The sequence below is a fragment of the Roseivirga sp. UBA1976 genome (assembly GCF_002336325.1).
Taxonomy (GTDB): domain Bacteria; phylum Bacteroidota; class Bacteroidia; order Cytophagales; family Cyclobacteriaceae; genus Roseivirga; species Roseivirga thermotolerans.
This window is the reverse complement of the sequence record NZ_DDDQ01000157.1, coordinates 1-21,038: the sequence shown is the minus strand read 5'-3', so window position 1 is coordinate 21,038 and position 21,038 is coordinate 1. Positions and strand designations below refer to the sequence as shown.

Below are 21,038 nucleotides of genomic sequence, written 5' to 3'. Positions count from 1 at the left end.
CTCACTAAAAATTCAACCCAAAAGTGAGGCTCCCTTTGGTGAGCTTACTTTCTGTTATAGCCGTTGGTCCACTGCCATCAACAAAGGTGTATGAAGTAAATGAGTCTTTGAAATTGGTCTGGGAGATGGCCAGATCTACAAAGTACCTTCCCACATTTACGCCAAAGCCTCCACTAACCGTTGTTCGTGAGCGATCCAGGCCATCGAACGATTCTTTAAACGGATCGCCCATAGAGGCATACCCCATTCTGAAACGGAATATGTTATACCTGTACTCACCTCCAAGCCTGATATTAGTGGTGGCCTGATAAATATTGTTGATGGTGCCGTTATCACTCTCCGAGTCAAAGTCAATTGAAGATATATGGGCATTGGAATAGTTTAGACGCTCCACATCGGCCGTTATAAATCCGCTCTTGCCAATGAAGAACGCCACACCCAAATTCAGTTTTGAAGGTGTACGCAATCTATAATCAGAAAAGAAAATATTAGTAGCACTTTGTAATGAGTTCAATACGGTGTCTTCCTGAATAATTCTGTTCCCATTGTCGTCAGTGAAGTTGGCTACATCATAGTTATTGTATTCCGAGCGGTAAATCGCATCGCTTTCTTCACTGAAACTATACCAGGTTGGAGAAGTATATGATGCGCCCAACCGTACCAAGTCTGATGGTCTGAAAATTACTCCCAGGTTCACGTTGAGCCCTGAACCAGTCACATCCAGTCGTTCATCTACCTGAAAACTGGATAATGCAGGGTCGTTAAAGTTTTCCGTAAAAACCCGGTGCGAAGAGTAATCGGAAGAAACAAAGCCGAAACCAGCTCCTAGGTACAGTTGGTCATTAAAATTACCTCCAAAAGAAACGTTAATCTGATCGGTGCTTCCTCTTCTGAGAATGCGTTCGTTCTGGCGCGGAAAGCCTTGAACAAAAGATACATAAACATCTTCGGCATCGGGCAGCGGATTGATCAGGTAATGATCATACCCAACCTGTTCAATACCTCCCAGCTCTTCAGGGAAAAAACCATCTGCCCTGTCGAGCATGGCATCAATTATTGAGCTGTTGTTGTTTTGACCCGAATAGGAAAGGAGCTGGTTGAAATTATTCGTACGGTTGTAAGTTACAGCCAGCGTACCTCCACGCCATGCCCCAGGCTCCAGATCGCCTTTATTAAAGTTTATCGCTAGTCCAAAATTGGCGATCTCCAGCTTGGTGTCTTCATTCAATACATTGTTGCCAAGAAAATCATTGTTAAACTTTTTAAAGTTCAGGCTCGGAGTCAGGACAAACTGTGACCGGTTGAAAAAACCCAGGCCGGCCGGGTTAATGGCCGAAGCCCCCAAGTCGCCCCCAAGTACAGACCCTGCTCCGCCAATGCCTTGAAAACGTGAGGTACCAAAGGGCAATGTTTGCGAAAACCTTAGTGCATCTTGGTAATAGCCAAAGCTTCCCGGTTCAATTTGTGCTTGACCATTTTGGTTCAGGCAAACCACTGCCAGACCAACTATAAATAGCTGATATATTCTTTTCATATTTTAAGTTTTTGATTTACTGTTAGTTGCCTCGTCCCGAACGGCTTGAACCCGATGACGATCTCGAAGAGCCGCTGCTCGAACCGGATGATCGGCTGCCAGAGCTCGACCCGCTACTGCGAACTGACCCTCCGGAAGATCTGGAAGAACTGCTTCCACTACTTCTAACACCAATTCCGCTACTGCTACGGCCAGAAGAACTACCTCTGCTAAATGTACCGGAGCTAGAACGACTTCTCGATGAAGAACGGTCGAAGGAAATTCTGCTTCGTGTATTGGCCGAACTGCCAGACTGTCTTCCGTAGGTTGGTACGCGATAGTTGGCAGAAGACCTGCTGGAGCTTATTCTTCTATCGTCATATGTTCTGTTCGATACGGCTGTTCTGGCTGAACGAGAAGCACTGGTTCTGTAAGCCGAACTACTTACTCTGGTGTTGTTATCGAAGCGGTAAGCATCTGTACGCACTCTACGGCTACTTCTTTCCAGAGCAGCGTCTACACTAGAGCGGCTCGATCTGACACCCGTAGTGTTACTAGAGCTACTTGATACACGTCCGCTTGAAACGGAAGATCGTGACCCTCTTGGGTTATCTATAGCCGCAAGGCTCGACCGGGTTCTTGTGCCATTGTTGGCATCGGCCCTTACACTGGATACTGATGTAGAGCGTAATCTTCCACCCCTTGTATAGTCATTTCTTCTTTGGTAGTAGTCGTTATCAACAATTATAACGTTGTTTCTTCTCCAATACCAGTAGTCGTTTCTCCAGCCCCAACGAGGGTATCCGCCCCAAGCCACGGTGTTGTAGAATCCAAAATCCCAAAACGGATCGTAACTCCAGTAAGAAACGAATCTTCTCGACCAGAAGGGTCTGTAGCCCACCGACCAGAAGTAAGGATCATAAAACTCGCCATAGAAAGGATGTCCCCAGGGAAGGCCAGACACATAGTAAGGACTATTGAAAGCTCCCCAACCAAGGCCCGCACCAAAACCATAGTTTATGTTGAAATTGACCGTTGGGTTTCTTCTGGTAGTTATGCTCTGATTGCTTGCATAACTATCCATAGCCCGGGTGTTACCCAGATAGTATTGCTCATACCAGGCATTTCTAAATTGAAAGTCGGCTCTGATGATATCGTTGAAAGTAACCGCATCCATGTCTTCCCAGTCAAGTGGAAGGTCATAATTCTTCAGTAGGTTATTATTATAGTCCCAAACAAAATCATCATAGTTTAGCTCAGAGGCTTTGGATACCCGTGGTTCCAATTCTTCAAAATAAACCACCTCTTTGGGCTCACCATTGTTGTATTTCTCAATGAGCGAAGCATCTACTTTATCGTCTGAGCTTTTCTCCAGAGTAATTACATCTTCACCCAGGTCAGCCTGGCTTTCCGGGTTTAATACAACCTTCTTAGGTTGGGTTCTATCGGCCGATGTAAAGTATACATCGTCATATTCACCTTGTTGAACAGGAAGTGAGGCACAGCCGGCAAAAACGGCTAGTGTCAGTAAGGTTGATGCAATCTTAAAATAACTGGAGTTTTTCATGGCTATCCTTTCTGGTTTAAACTTAACGTCTAATTCTCTTATTTGGTCGAGAAAATACCTGAAAATTCTATCTTTGTCCGATATTTTCCAGCCTGTAAAGGAGCAAGTATCATACCAACTATCAAGAAATGAGCAAAGGTTTACCTAAACGCAGCGAAGACTATTCCCTATGGTACAACGAATTGGTGAAGAAGGCCGATCTGGCTGAAAACTCACCGGTTAGAGGATGTATGGTTATTAAGCCCTATGGGTTTAGTATTTGGGAGAAAATGCAAGCGGAAATCGACCGCATGTTTAAAGAAACAGGGCATACTAACGCCTATTTCCCCTTGTTTATTCCCAAGTCCTATTTAAGTAAGGAAGCCGACCATGTGGAGGGATTTGCTAAGGAATGTGCTGTGGTAACCCATTACCGACTTAAGAACGATGAGAACGGAAACGGTGTGGTAGTAGATCCGGAAGCGAAACTAGAAGAAGAGCTAATTGTGAGGCCTACCTCCGAAACAGTCATTTGGAGTACTTATAAAAACTGGATTCAGTCTTACAGGGACCTGCCAATTTTGGTCAACCAATGGGCCAATGTGGTGCGTTGGGAGATGCGAACAAGGCTTTTTTTGCGTACCGCTGAGTTTCTTTGGCAGGAAGGACATACGGCACATGCGACCAAACAAGAGGCTATTGATGAGTCTGTACAAATGATGAATGTTTATGCTCAGTTTGCCGAGGAGTTTATGGCGTTGCCAGTAGTAAAAGGAGTGAAGTCTGAAGCTGAGCGATTTGCCGGTGCCATTGAGACCTATTGTATAGAGGCCTTAATGCAAGACGGGAAAGCGTTGCAGGCTGGTACTTCGCACTTCTTAGGTCAGAACTTTGCCAAAGCATTTGATGTAAAGTTTGCCACTAAAGAGGGGGGGCTGGAATACGTATGGGGAACGTCTTGGGGGGTAAGCACACGCCTGATGGGAGCGCTTATTATGGCTCATTCAGACGATCAGGGCTTGGTGTTGCCTCCAAAATTGGCCCCTATTCAGGTGGTGATTGTTCCTATTTACAAAGGCGATGACCAATTGGCTCAAATCAGCGAAAAAGTAGCTGAAATTCAGTCTAAACTAAGAGCAAAGGGCATTAGTGTAAAGTTTGACAGCCGGGACACTCACAAGCCCGGGTTTAAATTTGCAGAGTGGGAGCTTAAAGGGGTGCCTGTTCGGTTGGCTATAGGCCCTCGCGATTTGGAAAACAATACACTGGAAATAGCCAGAAGAGATACCGGGGAGAAACAGTCTTTCGATCTTTCTGAAGACATTGCCCTTAAGGTTGAAAGCCTGCTTGAGGATATACAAAAGAATATTTACCAAAAGGCGATCAATTTCCGGGAAAGCCATACTACAGAGGTGAACTCGTATGATGAGTTTAAAGAAGTACTGGAAGGCAAGGGAGGCTTTGTCTCTGCGCATTGGGACGGAACTGCCGAAACGGAAGAAAAGATTAAGGAAGAAACCAAAGCCACAATCCGATGCATTCCTTTGGATCAAAAGCAGGAGGAGGGAGCTTGTATCTACTCCGGAAAACCCTCTAAGGGAAGAGTACTTTTTGCGAAGGCTTACTAAAGCCCGTTTCATTTTATATGTATATTGGTGTGATTTAGTTAAACACCCATGGGCGACTGGCTTTCGGTACTTTTATTAATACTTGTTGGACTAGTTCTAATTTACTTAGAGCTGTTGTTTGTGCCAGGCACCACTATACTCGGACTTATTGGCTTAGGCCTATGCTTAACGGGGATTTATCTCAGTTATACCAGTCTTGGAAGCAGTACCGGTAATTGGGTGTTGGCAGGTACCCTAATGCTTTCTATTGTCGGTCTTGTTTTTAGTTTTAGATCTAAGTCTTGGCATAGATTTTCGCTCAAAACCGCCAACAACAGTAAGGTGAATGAAGACTATTATTCAGGTCTCCAAATTGAGATGCGTGGAATAGCACTCTCCGATTTAAAACCAATTGGTAAAGGAGAATTTAATCATAAAACCTATGAGGTAAGGTCTAGCGGGGAGCACATAGCTTCCGGATCGAGCATTAAGATTACCAAAGTAGAGGGCAACAAAATTATAGTAGAAACAATAACCACTAGTTAATGGAAAATTATACTGTACTCATAGCCGTAATAGGCGGTATTATATTACTCTTCGTGTTCTTGTACTTTGTGCCAGTAAATCTGTGGATTACCGCACAATTCTCGAATGTAAGGGTTGGTCTGCTAGAGCTCGTATTTATGCGGATCAGGAAGGTTCCGCCTAGAATTGTGGTGGAATCCATGATTACTGCAACTAAAGCCGGGCTCGAAGTTAGTACAGCTGATTTGGAAACCCACTACTTGGCGGGAGGTAATGTCCCTTCTGTCATCAAGGCCTTGATTTCTGCCGATAAGGCCAATATAAGCCTTACTTTTAAACAAGCGACAGCCATTGATTTGGCCGGAAGAGATGTATTCGAAGCGGTACAGATTTCTGTAAACCCTAAAGTAATTACTACACCTAAAGTTGCGGCTGTTGCGGCCGATGGTATTCAGTTGATAGCCATTGCCAGGGTAACCGTAAGAGCCAACATCCAACAATTGGTTGGAGGTGCTGGAGAAGATACTATTTTGGCCAGGGTAGGTGAAGGGATTGTGACATCCATTGGTTCTGCAGGAACCCATAAAGAAGTGTTAGAAAATCCTGATAAGATTTCGAAGCTGGTGCTACAAAGAGGTTTAGATGCCGGAACGGCTTTTGAAATTCTTTCCATCGATATAGCCGATGTGGATGTTGGAGCCAATATTGGAGCGCAACTACAAACCGATCAGGCACAGGCCGATTTAAAAGTTGCCGAAGCCAAGGCCGAAGAAAGAAGGGCTATGGCCGTTGCCAACGAACAAGAGATGAAAGCCAAGTCTCAAGAGGCGCGAGCTAAGGTAATCGAAGCGGAAGCTGAAATTCCAAAGGCTATCGCTGAGGCATTCAGATCAGGAAACCTTGGAGTAATGGACTACTACAAGTTTGAAAACATAAAAGCCGATACCGATATGAGAGAATCCATAGCTAACCCTTCTCAAAAATCGGGAGGTGCCGGAAAGCGAAGAAGCGATGGGGGAAGTTCCAAAAGCTAGTCTAAAAGCCGGTACAAAGAAAACATAAGGAAGTGGCCCATAAGTCAGTTGAGTGCACCCCCTAGCCAGACTGCCGATAAGGGTATCTGAATTTCAAAATTAGGAGGCCCTGTGGCTTCGAGGTTTCTGGACTGAATGGTGATTAGAGGTTACTTATTCAGATTCTATTGAAGTAAACCAACTTGCGTTAGAGGTTGTGTTTTCATAGCGCCTATAAGGAGCGTTGGTGAAAATACAATAGTCCATCCGATTTAAGCAGGGAACCTTGTGGCGAGTTTTAAGACTTTTGAGATGACCTCTTTTCTTTTGAGGCTATTCCTTTTAATGGTGGGGCGGTAGCTCAATGCTCCGTGCGGTGAGAAGAGTGTCTAGTTAAGCTTGTATTTCTTGGTTTCGCTACCTTTAAAGCCTAAGAAAAGTTCTCCATACTGTTTTATGGATTTGTAAATGGTGGGTAGTATATCATTGCCTGATTTATTTATGACGCCATATAGTCCCTGTCTCTCCACCAGAAAATAGCCATTAGACAACGGTACAATACTATCGAATGATGGGTTTTTGATGATCTGACCATCACCAGAGGCTAGCCCGATTTTTGAATCGGCATACAATAAAAAGTAGTCTTCAATTCTTTCGATCAGGTCATAGTTCAGCGAAACTACCGCTTGGCCATTAATGTCTATGATTCCCCAACGGCTTGCACTTTCAACAATGGAAAGGCCATTTCTGAAGGCCTCCACTTGGTCAAAATTTGGTTGGATAATGAGGGTTTCGTCTTCATTTACAAAACCCCATTTCCCAATGAGTTTCACAGAAAATAAGCCTTCACTGTATTGACCTACCTCTTCGTAGCGGTTGGCTATGGTAAGTTGTGCTCGCGTATTAATGAAACCCCATTGCGCATTTTTCCGAATTGGAATAAAATCGTTGAGTTGCTTTCCCAAGGAATCAATGGAAGTGTCCAGCGCAAAAGCCTCTTGGTCAGTAGGTTTAAAAAAGAAGCGCTTACCGTCCCTTTCCAGCAGCAAGGTGTTGGGGTCTATGGAAATTACCTTTTGGTAGTGGTGTTCCAAAAGAGGAGTTCCATTGAATTGGTACAACCTATAGGTGCCATCGGGACTCATTTTTACAATAGCTCCGGAAGAGTAATTGAAATCAGACTGGTCTCTGTATATAGGTTTTCCATACCAGTCAGCTAGTCCCCATTCAGTTCCTTGTTTATAGTAAACGTACTGCTGGTCTATAAATCTTAAACTGTCATAATAGGGAGTCATTATCCACAAACCCTTACTGTTAATCATTCCATAATTACCATTATAGTAAGCAATGGCTCTGTCGCTTGTAAACTCAGAGAGGTAATCGTACAGGAAGGGAGTTGTTTCTTTACCGTTTGAGCCTAGAAGGCCTATTTTATCATTCCTTTGGGCTTGAAAGTAGCCATTGTTCAAAGAAACGATGGATTGGTAGTTGAATAAATTGATTTTTTTACCCCTATAGTCAAAAACAGACCAGTTGTGTCCATCGGCCTGGCTTATTTTTCCGAAAAATACTTCGTCATAAAGCTGCACTTCCTCAAACGAATCACGGAATAATGACTTACCATTGACGTCATAAACATTTAGACGATTGTCATTTTTGTTCCTGGTAACATAGCCGTGCCTTCCGGCTTTTATTAATTCTTGATCATCACTAAAACTGAGATAATTGGCTGCCCGATCGAGTAACCCTACATCGATATGAGACTTAGACACAAAGTGCCCATTGCTTAGCACCTCAATCGTGTTGAAAAAGTGCGATCTCGTAAAGCCCTCTGAGGAATACTCGTCCCACTGAGGGTAGGTGGAGGCTACAATATGATTGTCCTCTATGTCGATTCGCGAGTAATCCATTGGCACTACGGCCTCAAGGTTATTATTGAGTAATCCAAAATGATTATATCTGGAGACTTTAAAATAGTTGGTTCCGAGAACCTCTATTCTATTGTAGTCGAAATGAGTGAGCCTTTTACCTTTATCATTAAAAATAGCCGTGAGACCATCCTTGCTTGAAACGGCCAGAAATTGATTGATAGGGGTGATTTGTATGTGTTCTATTGGTATGATGACGCTTCCTCTTTCACTGATATAGCCCGTTAGGTATTGTCCACCTTTTTTCTGAGTAGCTATCAGACCTTCGTGAGCGGGTGTAAGCTTGCTATACTCCGTAGGAACAATCATTTTCCCACGACTATCGATTACTCCATACTCCCTTAAAATGCTGTGCTGAGCTTTTTGTGAAACTATAATATGACCCTTGGGGGTTGGGAAAAGGTCTTGGTAGAGATGCTGTGTGACTTTAGAACCATCCGTATTGATAAGAGCCCACTTTTCGTTTTTTCTCGCCCCAAGCACTCCATCAATTACCTGAAAGGTATGGTTTGACCAGCCAAGCGCTTCGTAGGTAGGGGGAATTATTACCGCTTGTGTAGCCGACTCCTTGAGGCCCACTTTTCCGTTTTCGGTAAAGGGTTCATACTGATTGGCTGCGGCTTGCCATGGGCCAAAAAAAAGAATTAAGAAAACGAAGCCTCGAATAACCATAGAAGTGACCTACCAACCCGAAAGCTGAGAAAAAAAGCTTTTATAGTAAAGGCTTATGCAATAAAAGGAACTATTGTTTTACCGGATCTTTTTCCAGGTTGAAAAGGTCGTTGAGGACATCAATGAGCGTTTCTGCCTCTCCACGCTGACAAGCAGCCTTTAATTGCAGTACCGGAAGCTTCATAATCTTGTTTGTAATGCTCTTAGAAAACTTATCGGCAAAGGCTTCTACTTCCGGGCTGGCGTTCTTAAGGTGCTTTTTGAGTTCTTCCTGACGGATGTCTTCAAGCGCTTTTTTAAGTTTATGTATGGTAGGTGAAACCTCCATTTCACGAGACCAATCCAGAAATTCGGTCATAGATTGGGCTATAATAGCTTCTACCTGGGGTATGGCATCTATTCTTTTTTGTACCGCCTGAGAAGTCTTGTCGTTGATTTCATCAATATTGTACAGACTCACCCCCTTAATGGATTCCACGGCCGGTGAAATGGAGCGAGGTATACTCAAATCGATAAAGTATTTCAGGCCATTCTCAGGCAATACTTCCAGGTCGTTAAGGTCTATAAAATCTTTTATGGGCAGGCTTGAAACAACAATGTCATACTCGGCCAGTTTGTTCTTTATGCCTTCAAACTCCGTTTTGCCAAAGCCACATTGCAGGGTAACTTCATTGAGTTTATCAGTGCTGCGGTTGGTAAGAGTAATTTCAAATGCGGAACCCATTAGGTTTTTCGCCAGGTCTTCGCCAATCTCGCCTAAACCAATTACGAGGATTTTAGCATCTACAAATCCTTGAGCAAGGGTTTTTATAAGCTCAGCGGTTGCGTAAGAAACACTGGCAGCACCATCTCTAAAGGCTGTTTCTTGCACTACTCGTTTATTGGCAAAAAATATGGTGTGCAGTAACCGGTGCAGGTATGGCCCGGCTGTATTGGCATCGGCCGCCATTTGGTAGGCTCTTTTTATCTGATTGATGATCTGAAGGTCGCCTACAACCTGGGCTTCCAAGCCAAGAGAAACCCTAAATAAATATTGAGCAGCATCTTCCGATTTGTCAATACTATCGAAGTATTGAGCGTATTGAGATGAGTTGGTTAACCCTTTTTTCGCGCACAGAAAACCGATCAGTTCGTTCGAAAGGTTATGAGAGTGGCTGTAGTAAATCTCAGTGCGGTTGCAGGTAGATAGCACCATAAGGTCGCTCACCTCAGCAACTTGAACGAACTCTTCCAAAAACTCTTTGGCTAGAGCATCATCTATCGAGAGCACTTCACGTATTTCTACCGGTGCTTTTTTATACGATAAACTAAGAACTTTAAAACCCTCTCTCATTCTAATTTGCGCCTACCTCTTCTAATACGCTGTGCAAAAATAAACCCTACTCTCCCGTTAAAAAAGTGATCAATATCAGTGTTTGCTATTTAGAATCATTCTACTTAACAAAGTATTCGTATTATAATATTCCTAAATTAAGAATTTTTTATCTTAAAGCACGCAATTAAATAAACACCAGCATGATCAATCGTGCTAAACAACTCTTTTTCAGGCTTATAAGTTTCAGTAAAACAGAGGCAAAAGGAACAGTGGTTTTGTTTGTCCTGATAGGTTGTTGTCTCGTTGCTCCAAGGGTCTATATCCGCTTTTCAGGTAGGACTTATGATAATCAGGCTGATCGTTTAAAGCTAGATAGTCTTTTAACTCAGATTGAGGCTTTTCGGGATACCATGGTTAAACCAGAGGTAGAACTGAAAAAATTTGATCCCAACCAAGCCTCTGTAGATGACTTGGTGGCCGTGGGTATTCCTCGCTTTTTGGCTCAACGTATTGAGCGATACAGAAATGGAGGAGGGTTCTTTAGAGTAAGAGATGACCTTTCAAAGATTTATGACTTCCCCGATTCGCTTTTTTTGGTGTTAGAACCATTTATTGATTTACCCAGGCAACCAATTGGAATACAGAAGAAGGCTGTCGTTAGGAAGTCAGAGAGCCAAAAGAGAAACGAAAGCGCCCGATGGGTGGAGCAGGTAAGTCGGTTTGAAGAGCCGGGGCTTATGATTGATATCAATAAGGCTGATTCGGCTGATTTTCAACAACTACATGGCATTGGCCCGGGTTATGCTGGTCGCATGATAAAGTTCAGAGAAGCATTGGGAGGGTTTCATTCCGTGGAGCAACTGGCTGATTTATATGGTATGAGCGACAGTCTCTATCTACAAATCAGAAGCTTTTTGCATGTAGCCGACTCGGTAACGCTTAAAGCGGTTCCTATCAATATAGCCACCTTCAAACAACTTAACAGTCATCCTTACATAAGCTATGAACTGACTAAAGAAATATTGATGACCAAGAGCAAATATGGTAAATTCAAAACTCCGGAAGACTTGAGAAGGCTTAGTTTACTAGACTCTTCTACCCGGATGAAGCTAATACCATATATTAAGTTCTAATGCTCAAAATTCTAAGTGCCAGCCAAATTCGACAGGCAGACGCCTATACTATAAAGCATGAGCCAATTACTTCATGGGCCTTAATGGAAAGGGCTTCTCAGGCCTTTGTCGATGAATTCTGTACACATGTTTCGATGGAGCAGACCATTACCGTAGTGGCAGGTATGGGAAATAATGGCGGTGACGGATTGGCTATTGCCCGCCTTTTACGAAACAAAGGATATCAGGTGAAGCCTGTGTTGCTTCAATGGCAAGGTAAGCTTAGTGAGGATTGTGAGAAAAACCTGGCTAAGTTGAGTGATGTGGTGCAGGTAGTTTCTCCGGAAGACTTCAGTGCTCCCAAAACGGATGTGCTTATTGATGCTATATTCGGCTCCGGCCTCAACCGGCCCGTTACTGGCGGTTTGGCTAAGGTAATAGAACAGCTTAACCGGAGTTCGGCCATGCGTATCTCGGTAGACATTCCTTCCGGTTTGTTTGCTGATGAAGTAAATAGCGAAGGTGAGATAGTGAGGGCAGATATGACCATCACTTTCCAATGCCCCAAGCTTAGTATGCTTCTGCCTGAAAGTGGAATCTACGCGGGAGAGTTGAAAATAGTAGATATAGGGCTACACAGGGCTTTTGTTGAGCAGTTAGGAGGTCATTACCACTACATCACAAAAGCAGTGGAAAAGCTTTTTCCTCAACGGTATAAATTTCAGCATAAAGGAAACTTTGGTCATGTGCAGGTGTTTGCCGGTAGTTTAGGGAAAATAGGGGCTGCCTATTTGTGCGCCAAGGGAGCCATGCGAGCCGGGGCGGGTCTTCTAACTTTGCATGCGCCACAATGCGCAATGGCAATACTTCAGACCAGTTTACCCGAAGCCATGCTCACTCTGGATGATGACTATGCGCACATTAGTTCGTCAGGAATTCTTGATAAGACCAACGTGGTTTGCTTTGGTCCGGGGGTAGGTACACACATCGCTACGGTAGAGGCTTTGAGGGGATTGCTGGAGTCATATTCAGGGCCACTGGTAATTGATGCTGACGGTTTAAATATACTTTCAGAACATAGTGAGCTAGCAGATATGCTTCCTGTCAATACCATAATTACTCCTCATGTGGGTGAGTTTCACCGGTTGTTCGGAGAACACTCGCATGGTTTGGGCCGTATAGAGACGGCCAGGCAACAGGCCATGAGGAGAGAATGGATTATAGTACTAAAGGGAACCCACACAGCAATTGTTGCGCCAAACGGTAATGTTTATTTCAACTCCACTGGTAATCCGGGAATGGCTACAGCAGGTAGTGGCGATGTGCTGGCCGGAGTAATTAGTGGTTTACTCGCACAGGGCCTCAGCCCACTGGAGGCGGCTCAGCTGGCTGTTTACTGGCATGGTAAGGCCGGAGATGAGGCGGCAAAAAATGTAGGAAAACTGTCATTGATGGCATCAGATTTGCTGGAATTCTTACCGAAATCGAATCTTAACGTTTAGAACATGTGATTTATTGAAAAAAAACTTACATTTATCTAAACCTTAAACACTTAATAAGGGTCTAACTAAATAATGAGGGTCTTCAACCATCACATATCGCTTTTCAAATGGCTGCTTACGTTGGCGCTGGTGCTGCTTGCATATTCTGCTTCTGCACAGTCTAAGGCTTTGGCTGGAGCAACTTCAACCAACCCCAACGAAAAGGTGAAAGTTGGAATTTTCCCTAATCCAACATCCGATTTTCTGAACATTGATCTTACCAAGCTAGATTTGGAGAAGCCTCAATTCGAGATTCGAAGCATCATAGGAAGTAAGATGACTGCGGTAGTAGAGGATAATGGACCTAAAAAGTACAAGGTTGATGTACAGTCTTTTCCCAGAGGGTATTATTTGGTGATTGTACGAGACGATCGGTCAAAATTTCAACAAACGGTCCGATTCAGTAAGAAATAGTTGCTTTGATAAAAAATATAAAAGCACGCTAACCTTCGGTTGGCGTGCTTTTCTTTTTTGAAGTAAGCAAGACTTAAAATTCTGCGTTGCCCGGAGTGCGCGGGAAAGGAATTACATCTCTAATATTACCCATGCCCGTTACAAAGATCATCAGTCGTTCAAAGCCCAGGCCAAAGCCACTGTGGGGTACAGTTCCGAACCTTCTGGTATCGAGGTACCAGTCCATTTCCTCGTGCGGAATCCCCATTTCCGTCATTCGTGCACTAAGTATATCCAGTCGTTCTTCACGCTGTGAACCTCCAACAATTTCGCCTATGCCCGGAAAAAGTATGTCCATGGCGGCTACCGTTTTGTTATCGTCATTCATCCGCATATAAAAGGCTTTAATTTCCTTTGGGTAATCCGAAAGAATAACCGGCTTCTGAAAATGCTTCTCTACAAGGTAGCGTTCATGTTCAGACTGGAGGTCGGTGCCCCAGCCTTCAATGGGGTATTGAAATTTCTTCTTTTTATTGGGGTTAGAGTTTCTGAGTATATCAATTGCTTCGGTATAAGAAACTCTTTCAAATTTATTCTCTACAACAAACCGCAGTTTGTCGGTAAGGCTCATGGCACTTCGCTCGTTAGCAGGTTTGTTTTTCTCTTCATCAAGAAGCCTTTTTTCCAGAAAGGCCAGGTCGTCTGCACAATGATCAAGGGCGTACTGAACCAGATACTTCAAAAATTCTTCGGCCAGATCCATGTTATCTTCCAGGTCATAGAAGGCCATTTCAGGCTCAATCATCCAGAATTCGGCCAAGTGTCGAGTGGTGTTCGAATTTTCGGCTCTAAATGTAGGGCCAAAGGTGTAGATTTCACCAAGTGCCAATGCTCCCAATTCGCCTTCTAATTGTCCAGAAACAGTAAGATTGGTTTCTTTACCAAAGAAGTCTTCGCTAAAATCTACAGAGCCATCTTCTTTTAATGGAGGGTTTTTGGCATCAAGTGTGGTTACGCGAAACATTTCCCCGGCACCTTCAGCATCGCTGCCCGTAATAATAGGGGTGTGCATGTAGTTAAACCCTTTATTGTTGAAGAATTGATGCACAGCAAAAGACATGGCATGGCGCATGCGCAGGATAGCGCTAAATGTGTTGGTTCTTGGTCTCAGGTGAGCTATTTCGCGCAAAAACTCAAACGAGTGTTTCTTTGGTTGCAAGGGGTATTTCTCAGGGTCGGCTGCACCAAGCACATCTATAGTTTTGGCGTGTATTTCTACAGCTTGGCCAGACCCCTGGCTTTCTACCAATTGCCCGGTAACAGCCAGGCTGGCTCCGGTGGTTACAAGTTTTAGCACGTTTTCCGGTATGGTATTCGGATCGGCCACTACCTGGATATTGTTAATGGTTGAACCATCGTTTAAAGCAATAAAGTTTACGTGTTTATTGCCTCTTTTGGTACGTACCCAACCTTTAACATGCACGTCCATTCCAGTGGAGGTGCTTTTTAGTAGTGCGGAAATCTTAGTTCTCCTCATTTTCATAGTTCCGAATTGTGCTATTCAAAAAGAAGTGCAAAGCAATCATTTTTTAAGGGGATTCACAACTTATTCATGGCCAAATACATGAGGAGACAGAGGGCTAAAAAGACCTATGCTTTTGCATAGTTTTATAGCCTGGGGTGCTGCAATGCCCGATTTTTAAAAATTGCATGATTTTTGTTAAAAAGTGTTGCTTGTGTCTTCAATCTAAACGTCTTTCCTTTATCTTTGAGTGAAAGGTCAGAAAAAATTACCGCATGCAAAAACTCAGTTTAAGTCAGTCCTTAAGCCAAAAGCTCTCACCGCAGCAAATTCAGTTTATAAAACTGTTGCAGGTGCCAACTGCCGAGTTGGATGCGCGAATTGAAGAAGAGTTGGAGTTAAACCCGGCTTTGGAAGAGGGGAGAGAAGAACCTGAAAACTTGCAGGAGAGTGAGGATTTTGACGATAATTTTGACGACAACTCATCGGATGAACTGAATGTAGAAGACTATTTGGCAGATGACGATTATTCCGGATATAAAATGCAAGGCGATGGCAACTACAATGACGATGAAGATCGGGAAATGCCAATTGCTATGCAGGCCAGTCTCAATGATCAGTTAGAGGCACAGCTAGGGTTTCTTGGTCTCGATGAGCGGCAGGAGAGAATAGGTAAACAATTACTGGGAAGTATTGAATCTGACGGATATATACGTAGAGAGCTAGAGGCTATTGTAAATGACCTTGCCTTTTCTCAGAATATTGAAACTGATGTGGAAGAGCTGGAAGAGTTGCTTTTGGAAATTCAAAAGTTTGACCCGCCAGGAATTGGAGCCAGAAATCTACAGGAGTGCTTGCTTATTCAGTTGGACAGAAAGAAAGAGGACAACGAGGGAGATGAGGAAATGGAAAGGGTGCTTGAGGTGGCCTATAACATTGTTTCGCTTTGTTTCGATGAATTTACCAAGAAGCACTACGACAAAATAATTAAGAAGCTCAATCTTGAAGATGAAGAACTCTTTAAAGAGGCTATATCTTCTATTACACGCCTAAATCCAAAACCAGGTGGGGTTTCCGGTGGATTGGTAAAAACTCAGTACCTCATTCCGGACTTTTTACTTACCAATAATAATGGCAAGCTCGATCTTACACTAAATTCCAGAAATGCTCCTGAGCTTAAGGTGAGCCGCTCATACAGCGAGATGTTTAGTGCCTATGACAAGAGCGATAAGAAGGATAAGAAACTCAAAGAAACGGTAACCTTTGTGAAGCAGAAGTTAGATGCTGCCAAGTGGTTTATAGATGCCATAAAGCAAAGACAAAATACACTGCTAAGAACCATGGAGGCCATTGTTAAGTATCAGTACGAGTTTTTTCTGGAGGGAGATGAGACCAAGTTGAGGCCTATGATTCTGAAAGATATTGCCAACGAAATTCAGATGGATATTTCTACCGTTTCCAGGGTGGCCAACTCTAAATCCGTACAAACAGACTTCGGTATATTTCCTCTGAAATACTTCTTTAGCGAAGGTATTTCTACCATGAGTGGTGAAGACGTAAGTAGCAGAGAGGTTAAGACCATATTGGCAGAGCTTATTGATAAGGAAAATAAGAGAAAGCCTCTTTCAGATGATAAACTAGAAAAGGCGTTGAAGGCCAAAGGCTATAATATTGCCAGACGTACGGTGGCCAAATACCGAGAACAATTGAATATTCCTGTAGCCCGACTAAGAAAAGAACTTTGATTTGAATTTTGCGGCCAAGCTTATAACCTACCTGATTCAACCACTACTAATGCCTTCGGTGGTTTTTTATACCATACTTTTTCATTTAAGAGATAGTAGTAATCTCACCAATAATGGCAAACTAACTGTCGTAGGGCTGGTGTTTATCACCACTTTTGTAATTCCGGCTCTCACAGTGGTAATGTTTAAAATCACTAAGGTTATAAAGGACTTACACATGAAAAATAGAAGAGACAGACTAATGCCTTTCTTGTTTATTTCTATTTTCTACCTCATTGTAACTTTTATGATAGAAGGGCAAGGCTGGATGACTCCATTGCTGAATCTGGCATTCTTAGCCATAACGGTGGTAGTGGTGGCTACCAATGGAATTACCTTTCGTTGGAAAATTAGTGCTCATGCTGCCGGGGTTTTTGGTTGGCTGGGGTTTGTTTTGGCGCTTCAGAGAGCCTATCCAAGTACGCATGAACTCTTTCCGGTGCTCTTGGTTAGTCTCTTGCTTTGTGGCCTGGTATCTTGGGCTCGTTTATATTTGAATGCTCACACACCCAGAGAAGTTTTGGCCGGAGCAATGCTGGGCTTTGGGGTGTGTTTTGGTTCCATATCCTTATTTCTGTAGACTATGTACGAATTTATTAAATACACAATTGCCAATGGTGTGGCCACCATAACGTTGAACAGGCCGGAAGTGTACAACGCACTGAATAACGAGATTACCTTTGAGTTACAGGACGCCCTAAAAAGCGCTAAGAAAAATGATGAGGTAAGGGTTCTGGTGTTAACCGGTGAGGGGAAGGCTTTCTGTAGTGGGCAAGACCTGAAAGCCTCATCGAAAGAGCCAAACAGGTCTTTTTCAGATTCACTGCATAAGCGCTATAACCCCATTATACAGGCCATTCGCAATATGCCCAAGCCGGTAATTTGTAGGTTAAATGGTGTGGCGGCCGGTGCCGGTTGTTCGTTTGCTTTAGCATGTGATCTGATTGTGGCGGCCGAAAGTGCCAAGCTTATAGAAGTATTTGTGAATATCGGTTTGGTACTAGACTCAGGCTCGTCTTACTTTCTTCCTCGGTTGGTAGGTTCGGCCAAAGCCTTTGAGTTGGCCACTATGGGTACACGTGTTGGAGCAAAAGAGGCCGAAGCCATGGGGCTAATTAATAAATGTGTTGCCGATGATGAGCTGGACAGTGCGGTGAAAACCTACACCGACTATTATGCAGCTGCCCCCACAAAGGCCATTGGTCTTATGAAGGCTATGCTTAACAAATCGCAAAACGCTACACTTTCAGAAATGCTGGAGTACGAAGCATATATGCAAGACATTGCAGGAGCCTCGCACGATTATACGGAAGGCGTTCAGGCTTTCCTGGAAAAAAGAAAGCCCAACTTTCTGGGCAAGTAAAAAATTGTTTTAGAAGAACCTGAGGCACCCACACTAACCTGTGGGTGCCTTTTTTATTAGAAACCTGTCAGAGAAACTCCAAAGGTGAAGTTTCGGGTATTTTCTCCTCCGGCAGGTGCTACATCAAACTTATCGGACAGCTCATAATAGCCAAAGAGGCTAAAGCCACCAAAGCCTACTCTTCCCTGAACACCGTATCTAAAACGAGTTAGACCATAGTCAGCTCTGTTCTTTACCATGTGGTTTTCACCGGTGGTATCTTCCCACTTGTATTTGGTAAATGAAGAATACAACATGCCCACTTTGCCACCAAGTGCAGCTCTGAAGCCTCTTGAGTATTGGTTTTTGCGCTTATAGAATCGTATTTCTAGAGGAATGTCTACGTAGTTGGCAGCGAATTTAGATTTACCAAATTCGAATACATTGCTTAGTTGATTAGTCAATTGGGCAGGGGCCACCACCAGGTTGCCCGTATTGTCGAGTGAACTGGTCAATGTATAGTTATCTTTTAAAGAAAATTTTTCGAGGCCTAAACCTAGTCCGGGAGTAAAAGTGAATTTACTGTTGCCTATGGGAAGGTCGTAATAGTAAGTGATGTTTACCGTTTTTGACTCAAAATTATTAAGTCTCAGATTGTCAGGCGCATCGGTCCAATTGTTTACCCCAACATCAATAATCAATGCTCCGGGAAGGTCTGGTCTTTGTGCCTTGGCAACATTTCCCAACATGAACAAAACAACGATGGCTAACGCAAATTTTTTCATAGAATGTCTCGATTTGAGCGGTGGCAAAGTTAGTATTTTTTAAAAGTTATAATAGTGCTCTTTTGCAAAGAAAAAGAATTACATACCTTTGCAGCCTATTTTAACGGACTTTAACCAAAGTCATTGTACGGCCTCGTAGCTTAACTGAATAGAGCACCTGATTACGGCTCAGGAGGTTCCAGGTTTGAATCCTGGCGAGGTCACCAAAAAGCCCCCAACTTTTGGGGGCTTTTTTTATGGCCGCATCATCCTGTTTTTTTACTCCCAATTCCACCTAATTGTCTTCTAAGTGTGTCTGAGCCATGTCACAGAAGAAATACGCTTGGTTAGGTGTTGTGCCTGATTTCTGTCAGAGAATATACCATCGGCTCTATTTATGTTACCACTTACATAAATAGATTGAGTGATAATTTGCTCAAGTATTACATTCAGGTTAAAGGTCAAAAAAATGATAGCATATAAAGGTCAACACACCATCCACAAGATGGGTGGTCAGATTTATTGGAAGTCGGATAATGGAGAAATGGAAGGAATCAATAATGGTTTTGCCCTTTTTAGCTCCAGCAATCTGTATGGCGAAAACCAGAAAACGAGGTTTTCTGTGCGGTTTGGAATAAGCGGCACACAGGAGTATCTCATTGAAGATAAGCTGCTCCAGGTCAATCAGCAGCAGTTTTTGGTAATGAATGCGGGTACTAATTACACGGTTAGAGCCCAGAACAATGAGGATGTCACTATGTTGGCGTTCTGTTTCAACGAGTCTTTTGTCAAAGACTTTGTGAACTTTCATATGAACAGTGAAGATGAGTTGATAAGCCAAAACGGTATCTACGACTTAGTAGGTTCTGTGCCCGAATTTCCGTTGCACACCTTTTTTGTAGATGAAGAGGTGCGGCCCGTGATTCGCGATATTATTCACGCCAAACTTTATCTTTCAATCGATGAAATAGACGATTACTCAATCTTCAATCGAATTCTGGAAATGGTCTTTGCCGACTGTTCTTCTCAACTCACCCACTTTGAAAATCAGAATATTGTAAAGCAGTCGACTAAAGTGGAGTTGTACAAGCGGCTTTCTATTGCCAGAGACTACATTCAGGCTCATTATTGCGAAGAAATAAACCTCAATGAGCTATCGAGAGTAGCTTGTCTTAGTCCTTATCATTTTCACAGAGCATTTAAGAAGACTTTTGGAATAACCCCTAAAAAGTTTGTGACCGCATTGCGCATGGAGCGTTCCAAATGGTTGCTTCGTCATAGAGAAAGCAATGTACAAGCTATTTGCAATGAGGTAGGTTTTAAAGATGTAAGCTCTTTTACCCGACTATTTGCCAGTTACACAGGCTTAACCCCCTCGGCTTACCGCAATCAGCAGGTGAGTGCCTATGCTATTTCTGCCTGATACTGAACATAAGCTTCTTTTTGTGGTTTTGTATGTCAGCCGACAGAAGCTTTAAATCCCGGTGTATTCCGGGATTCATTCTTTCTATCATTTGTTTCTTCGAGGCATTCTGTTTCATTTGGAGTGCCAAAGCGGCTTAAATCTGCATGGCCGATTAACTTCGTATGTGCAGGAAGCCAAGCTTAGGTACAGTCCATTTTCAGAATGTTTACTTATTAACCTATGTCAAAGACCTATTATAATTCAGAAGACCTCAAAAAGTTTGGAGACATCACCGAGTTTCAGAAAGAAATGGGAGACAAGTTCTTCGATTGGTACGGAGCTGTGTTTAAGCCCGGGGCTCTTTCAGCTCGCGAAAAATCCCTTATTGCTCTGGCAGTATCGCACGCCATTCAGTGTCCATACTGTATAGATGCTTATACCGATGCCAGTATGAAAAAAGGAGCGGATGAAGAGCAAATGATGGAAGCTGTACATGTAGCCGCAGCCATTAGGGGCGGAGCATCATTGGTGCATGGTGTACAAATGATGAATAAAATGAAAGAAAAATTAATGTAATCTATGTCTTTAGCCACTCTCAAAAGAGCAAATCACTGGTTGTCTTCTCCGCAAGAGCAGATAAAAATATTAAGCGATCATCAGAAAATTGGTATCCCCAGTTTTGAGCAAAAGCTGAACGAATCGGGGGTTCATAGTCTTAGGCCTACGGGTATAGATGTGTTTCAGGTCAATGTGGGTAAAATGTGTAACCAGGTATGTAAACATTGCCATGTAGATGCCGGGCCTGACCGAAAGGAGATTATGACCCGCCAAACCATGCAGCAGATTATCGATGCGCTTGAAGGTATGCCGGTTAAAACAGTGGACCTTACCGGTGGTGCCCCGGAAATGAATCCTGACTTCAGGTGGTTTGTAGAGCAGCTTTCTGAGAGAAATATAGAGATAATTGTACGGTGTAACCTTACCATTATATTGGCCAATCCTAAGTACCATGATTTACCAGAGTTTTTCAGGCGACACAAAGTGAATGTAGTTTCT

The 21,038-nt window shown here is 43.3% G+C and carries 18 protein-coding genes and 1 tRNA gene; 13 read left to right on the top strand and 6 right to left on the bottom strand.

Annotation, left to right across the window (positions count from 1 at the left end; all coding sequences use genetic code 11):
- Window positions 1–4 precede the first annotated feature (4 nt).
- On the bottom strand, window positions 5–1,534 hold the full coding sequence (locus tag B3763_RS15955; protein ID WP_286747755.1) for an OmpP1/FadL family transporter: 1,530 nt from the start codon (window positions 1,532–1,534) through the stop codon (window positions 5–7).
- Window positions 1,535–1,556: 22 nt separating this feature from the next.
- Window positions 1,557–3,080: a hypothetical protein gene (locus B3763_RS15950; RefSeq protein WP_286747753.1), complete on the bottom strand. Its 1,524-nt coding sequence runs from the start codon at window positions 3,078–3,080 to the stop codon at window positions 1,557–1,559.
- Window positions 3,081–3,208: 128 nt separating this feature from the next.
- Here B3763_RS15950 and proS point away from each other — a divergent pair, with 128 nt between their 5' ends.
- The 3 genes from proS to floA are packed head-to-tail and all read left to right on the top strand — an operon-like array spanning window position 3,209 to window position 6,225.
- Window positions 3,209–4,687 (top strand): proline--tRNA ligase, encoded by a 1,479-nt coding sequence (gene proS, locus B3763_RS15945; protein WP_286747751.1) that lies wholly within the window; start codon window positions 3,209–3,211, stop codon window positions 4,685–4,687.
- Window positions 4,688–4,735: 48 nt separating this feature from the next.
- A complete protein-coding gene (locus tag B3763_RS15940) occupies window positions 4,736–5,212 on the top strand; it encodes an NfeD family protein (RefSeq protein ID WP_286747750.1) in 477 nt (158 codons plus the stop codon).
- On the top strand, window positions 5,212–6,225 hold the full coding sequence (gene floA / locus B3763_RS15935; RefSeq protein ID WP_189630386.1) for a flotillin-like protein FloA: 1,014 nt from the start codon (window positions 5,212–5,214) through the stop codon (window positions 6,223–6,225). Before B3763_RS15940 ends, floA begins: the two co-directional genes overlap by 1 nt.
- Window positions 6,226–6,593: 368 nt before the next feature.
- Here floA and B3763_RS15930 read toward each other — a convergent pair whose 3' ends face one another.
- Window positions 6,594–8,804: a WG repeat-containing protein gene (locus B3763_RS15930; protein WP_286747748.1), complete on the bottom strand. Its 2,211-nt coding sequence runs from the start codon at window positions 8,802–8,804 to the stop codon at window positions 6,594–6,596.
- A 70-nt stretch (window positions 8,805–8,874) separates the two neighbouring features.
- Window positions 8,875–10,137, bottom strand: coding sequence for a glutamyl-tRNA reductase (hemA, locus tag B3763_RS15925; protein ID WP_286747746.1), 1,263 nt, complete (start codon window positions 10,135–10,137; stop codon window positions 8,875–8,877).
- Between the two features lie 182 nt (window positions 10,138–10,319).
- On the opposite strand from hemA, the gene B3763_RS15920 reads away from it, so the two are divergent.
- The 3 genes from B3763_RS15920 (at window position 10,320) to B3763_RS15910 (ending at window position 13,186) form a co-directional block, all read left to right on the top strand.
- Window positions 10,320–11,252, top strand: coding sequence for a helix-hairpin-helix domain-containing protein (locus B3763_RS15920; protein WP_189630389.1), 933 nt, complete (start codon window positions 10,320–10,322; stop codon window positions 11,250–11,252).
- Window positions 11,252–12,733: an NAD(P)H-hydrate dehydratase gene (locus B3763_RS15915; protein ID WP_286747743.1), complete on the top strand. Its 1,482-nt coding sequence runs from the start codon at window positions 11,252–11,254 to the stop codon at window positions 12,731–12,733. Before B3763_RS15920 ends, B3763_RS15915 begins: the two co-directional genes overlap by 1 nt.
- A 72-nt stretch (window positions 12,734–12,805) precedes the next feature.
- The gene (locus B3763_RS15910) at window positions 12,806–13,186 is read left to right on the top strand and encodes a T9SS type A sorting domain-containing protein (protein WP_189630391.1); all 381 of its coding nucleotides are present in this window, start codon (window positions 12,806–12,808) and stop codon (window positions 13,184–13,186) included.
- 73 nt (window positions 13,187–13,259) lie between these two features.
- On the opposite strand, the gene asnS is transcribed toward B3763_RS15910, so the two are convergent.
- Window positions 13,260–14,708 carry an asparagine--tRNA ligase gene (gene asnS, locus B3763_RS15905; protein ID WP_286747737.1) on the bottom strand — a complete coding sequence of 483 codons (1,449 nt, stop codon included), beginning with the start codon at window positions 14,706–14,708 and terminating at the stop codon, window positions 13,260–13,262.
- A 254-nt stretch (window positions 14,709–14,962) separates the two neighbouring features.
- Between asnS and rpoN the strand changes: the two genes are divergently transcribed.
- From rpoN to B3763_RS15890, 3 genes are read left to right on the top strand one after another with little or no spacing between them, the layout of a single operon-like run.
- Window positions 14,963–16,432 (top strand): RNA polymerase factor sigma-54, encoded by a 1,470-nt coding sequence (gene rpoN, locus B3763_RS15900; RefSeq protein WP_189630393.1) that lies wholly within the window; start codon window positions 14,963–14,965, stop codon window positions 16,430–16,432.
- A gap of 1 nt (window position 16,433) precedes the next feature.
- On the top strand, window positions 16,434–17,051 hold the full coding sequence (locus tag B3763_RS15895; protein WP_286747736.1) for a PA-phosphatase: 618 nt from the start codon (window positions 16,434–16,436) through the stop codon (window positions 17,049–17,051).
- 3 nt (window positions 17,052–17,054) lie between these two features.
- Window positions 17,055–17,834 (top strand): enoyl-CoA hydratase-related protein, encoded by a 780-nt coding sequence (locus B3763_RS15890; protein ID WP_189630395.1) that lies wholly within the window; start codon window positions 17,055–17,057, stop codon window positions 17,832–17,834.
- Between the two features lie 56 nt (window positions 17,835–17,890).
- Here B3763_RS15890 and B3763_RS15885 read toward each other — a convergent pair whose 3' ends face one another.
- On the bottom strand, window positions 17,891–18,598 hold the full coding sequence (locus B3763_RS15885; RefSeq protein ID WP_189630396.1) for an outer membrane beta-barrel protein: 708 nt from the start codon (window positions 18,596–18,598) through the stop codon (window positions 17,891–17,893).
- 129 nt (window positions 18,599–18,727) lie between these two features.
- Here B3763_RS15885 and B3763_RS15880 point away from each other — a divergent pair.
- From B3763_RS15880 to B3763_RS15865, 4 genes are all read left to right on the top strand, one after another.
- Window positions 18,728–18,804 (top strand) — tRNA-Arg (locus tag B3763_RS15880).
- 242 nt (window positions 18,805–19,046) lie between these two features.
- Complete coding sequence (locus tag B3763_RS15875; protein ID WP_286747733.1) at window positions 19,047–20,000, top strand: AraC family transcriptional regulator; 954 nt, start codon at window positions 19,047–19,049, stop codon at window positions 19,998–20,000.
- A 222-nt stretch (window positions 20,001–20,222) separates the two neighbouring features.
- Window positions 20,223–20,558, top strand: coding sequence for an arsenosugar biosynthesis-associated peroxidase-like protein (locus B3763_RS15870; protein WP_189630398.1), 336 nt, complete (start codon window positions 20,223–20,225; stop codon window positions 20,556–20,558).
- A 3-nt stretch (window positions 20,559–20,561) separates the two neighbouring features.
- A partial coding sequence (locus B3763_RS15865; protein WP_286747730.1) for a radical SAM protein occupies window positions 20,562–21,038 on the top strand: 477 nt, incomplete at its 3' end.

Excerpts from the sequence above, each read along its gene's own strand:
- B3763_RS15950 (WP_286747753.1), bottom strand. The coding sequence starts at position 3,080 with ATGAAAAACTCCAGTTATTTTAAGATTGCATCAACCTTACTGACACTA.
- asnS (WP_286747737.1), bottom strand. The coding sequence starts at position 14,708 with ATGAAAATGAGGAGAACTAAGATTTCCGCACTACTAAAAAGCACCTCC.
- B3763_RS15890 (WP_189630395.1), top strand. The coding sequence starts at position 17,055 with ATGTACGAATTTATTAAATACACAATTGCCAATGGTGTGGCCACCATA.
- floA (WP_189630386.1), top strand. The coding sequence starts at position 5,212 with ATGGAAAATTATACTGTACTCATAGCCGTAATAGGCGGTATTATATTA.
- B3763_RS15940 (WP_286747750.1), top strand. The coding sequence starts at position 4,736 with ATGGGCGACTGGCTTTCGGTACTTTTATTAATACTTGTTGGACTAGTT.
- B3763_RS15885 (WP_189630396.1), bottom strand. The coding sequence starts at position 18,598 with ATGAAAAAATTTGCGTTAGCCATCGTTGTTTTGTTCATGTTGGGAAAT.
- B3763_RS15955 (WP_286747755.1), bottom strand. The coding sequence starts at position 1,534 with ATGAAAAGAATATATCAGCTATTTATAGTTGGTCTGGCAGTGGTTTGC.
- B3763_RS15920 (WP_189630389.1), top strand. The coding sequence starts at position 10,320 with ATGATCAATCGTGCTAAACAACTCTTTTTCAGGCTTATAAGTTTCAGT.
- B3763_RS15875 (WP_286747733.1), top strand. The coding sequence starts at position 19,047 with ATGATAGCATATAAAGGTCAACACACCATCCACAAGATGGGTGGTCAG.
- B3763_RS15915 (WP_286747743.1), top strand. The coding sequence starts at position 11,252 with ATGCTCAAAATTCTAAGTGCCAGCCAAATTCGACAGGCAGACGCCTAT.
- B3763_RS15870 (WP_189630398.1), top strand. The coding sequence starts at position 20,223 with ATGTCAAAGACCTATTATAATTCAGAAGACCTCAAAAAGTTTGGAGAC.
- rpoN (WP_189630393.1), top strand. The coding sequence starts at position 14,963 with ATGCAAAAACTCAGTTTAAGTCAGTCCTTAAGCCAAAAGCTCTCACCG.
- B3763_RS15910 (WP_189630391.1), top strand. The coding sequence starts at position 12,806 with ATGAGGGTCTTCAACCATCACATATCGCTTTTCAAATGGCTGCTTACG.
- hemA (WP_286747746.1), bottom strand. The coding sequence starts at position 10,137 with ATGAGAGAGGGTTTTAAAGTTCTTAGTTTATCGTATAAAAAAGCACCG.
- proS (WP_286747751.1), top strand. The coding sequence starts at position 3,209 with ATGAGCAAAGGTTTACCTAAACGCAGCGAAGACTATTCCCTATGGTAC.
- B3763_RS15930 (WP_286747748.1), bottom strand. The coding sequence starts at position 8,804 with ATGGTTATTCGAGGCTTCGTTTTCTTAATTCTTTTTTTTGGCCCATGG.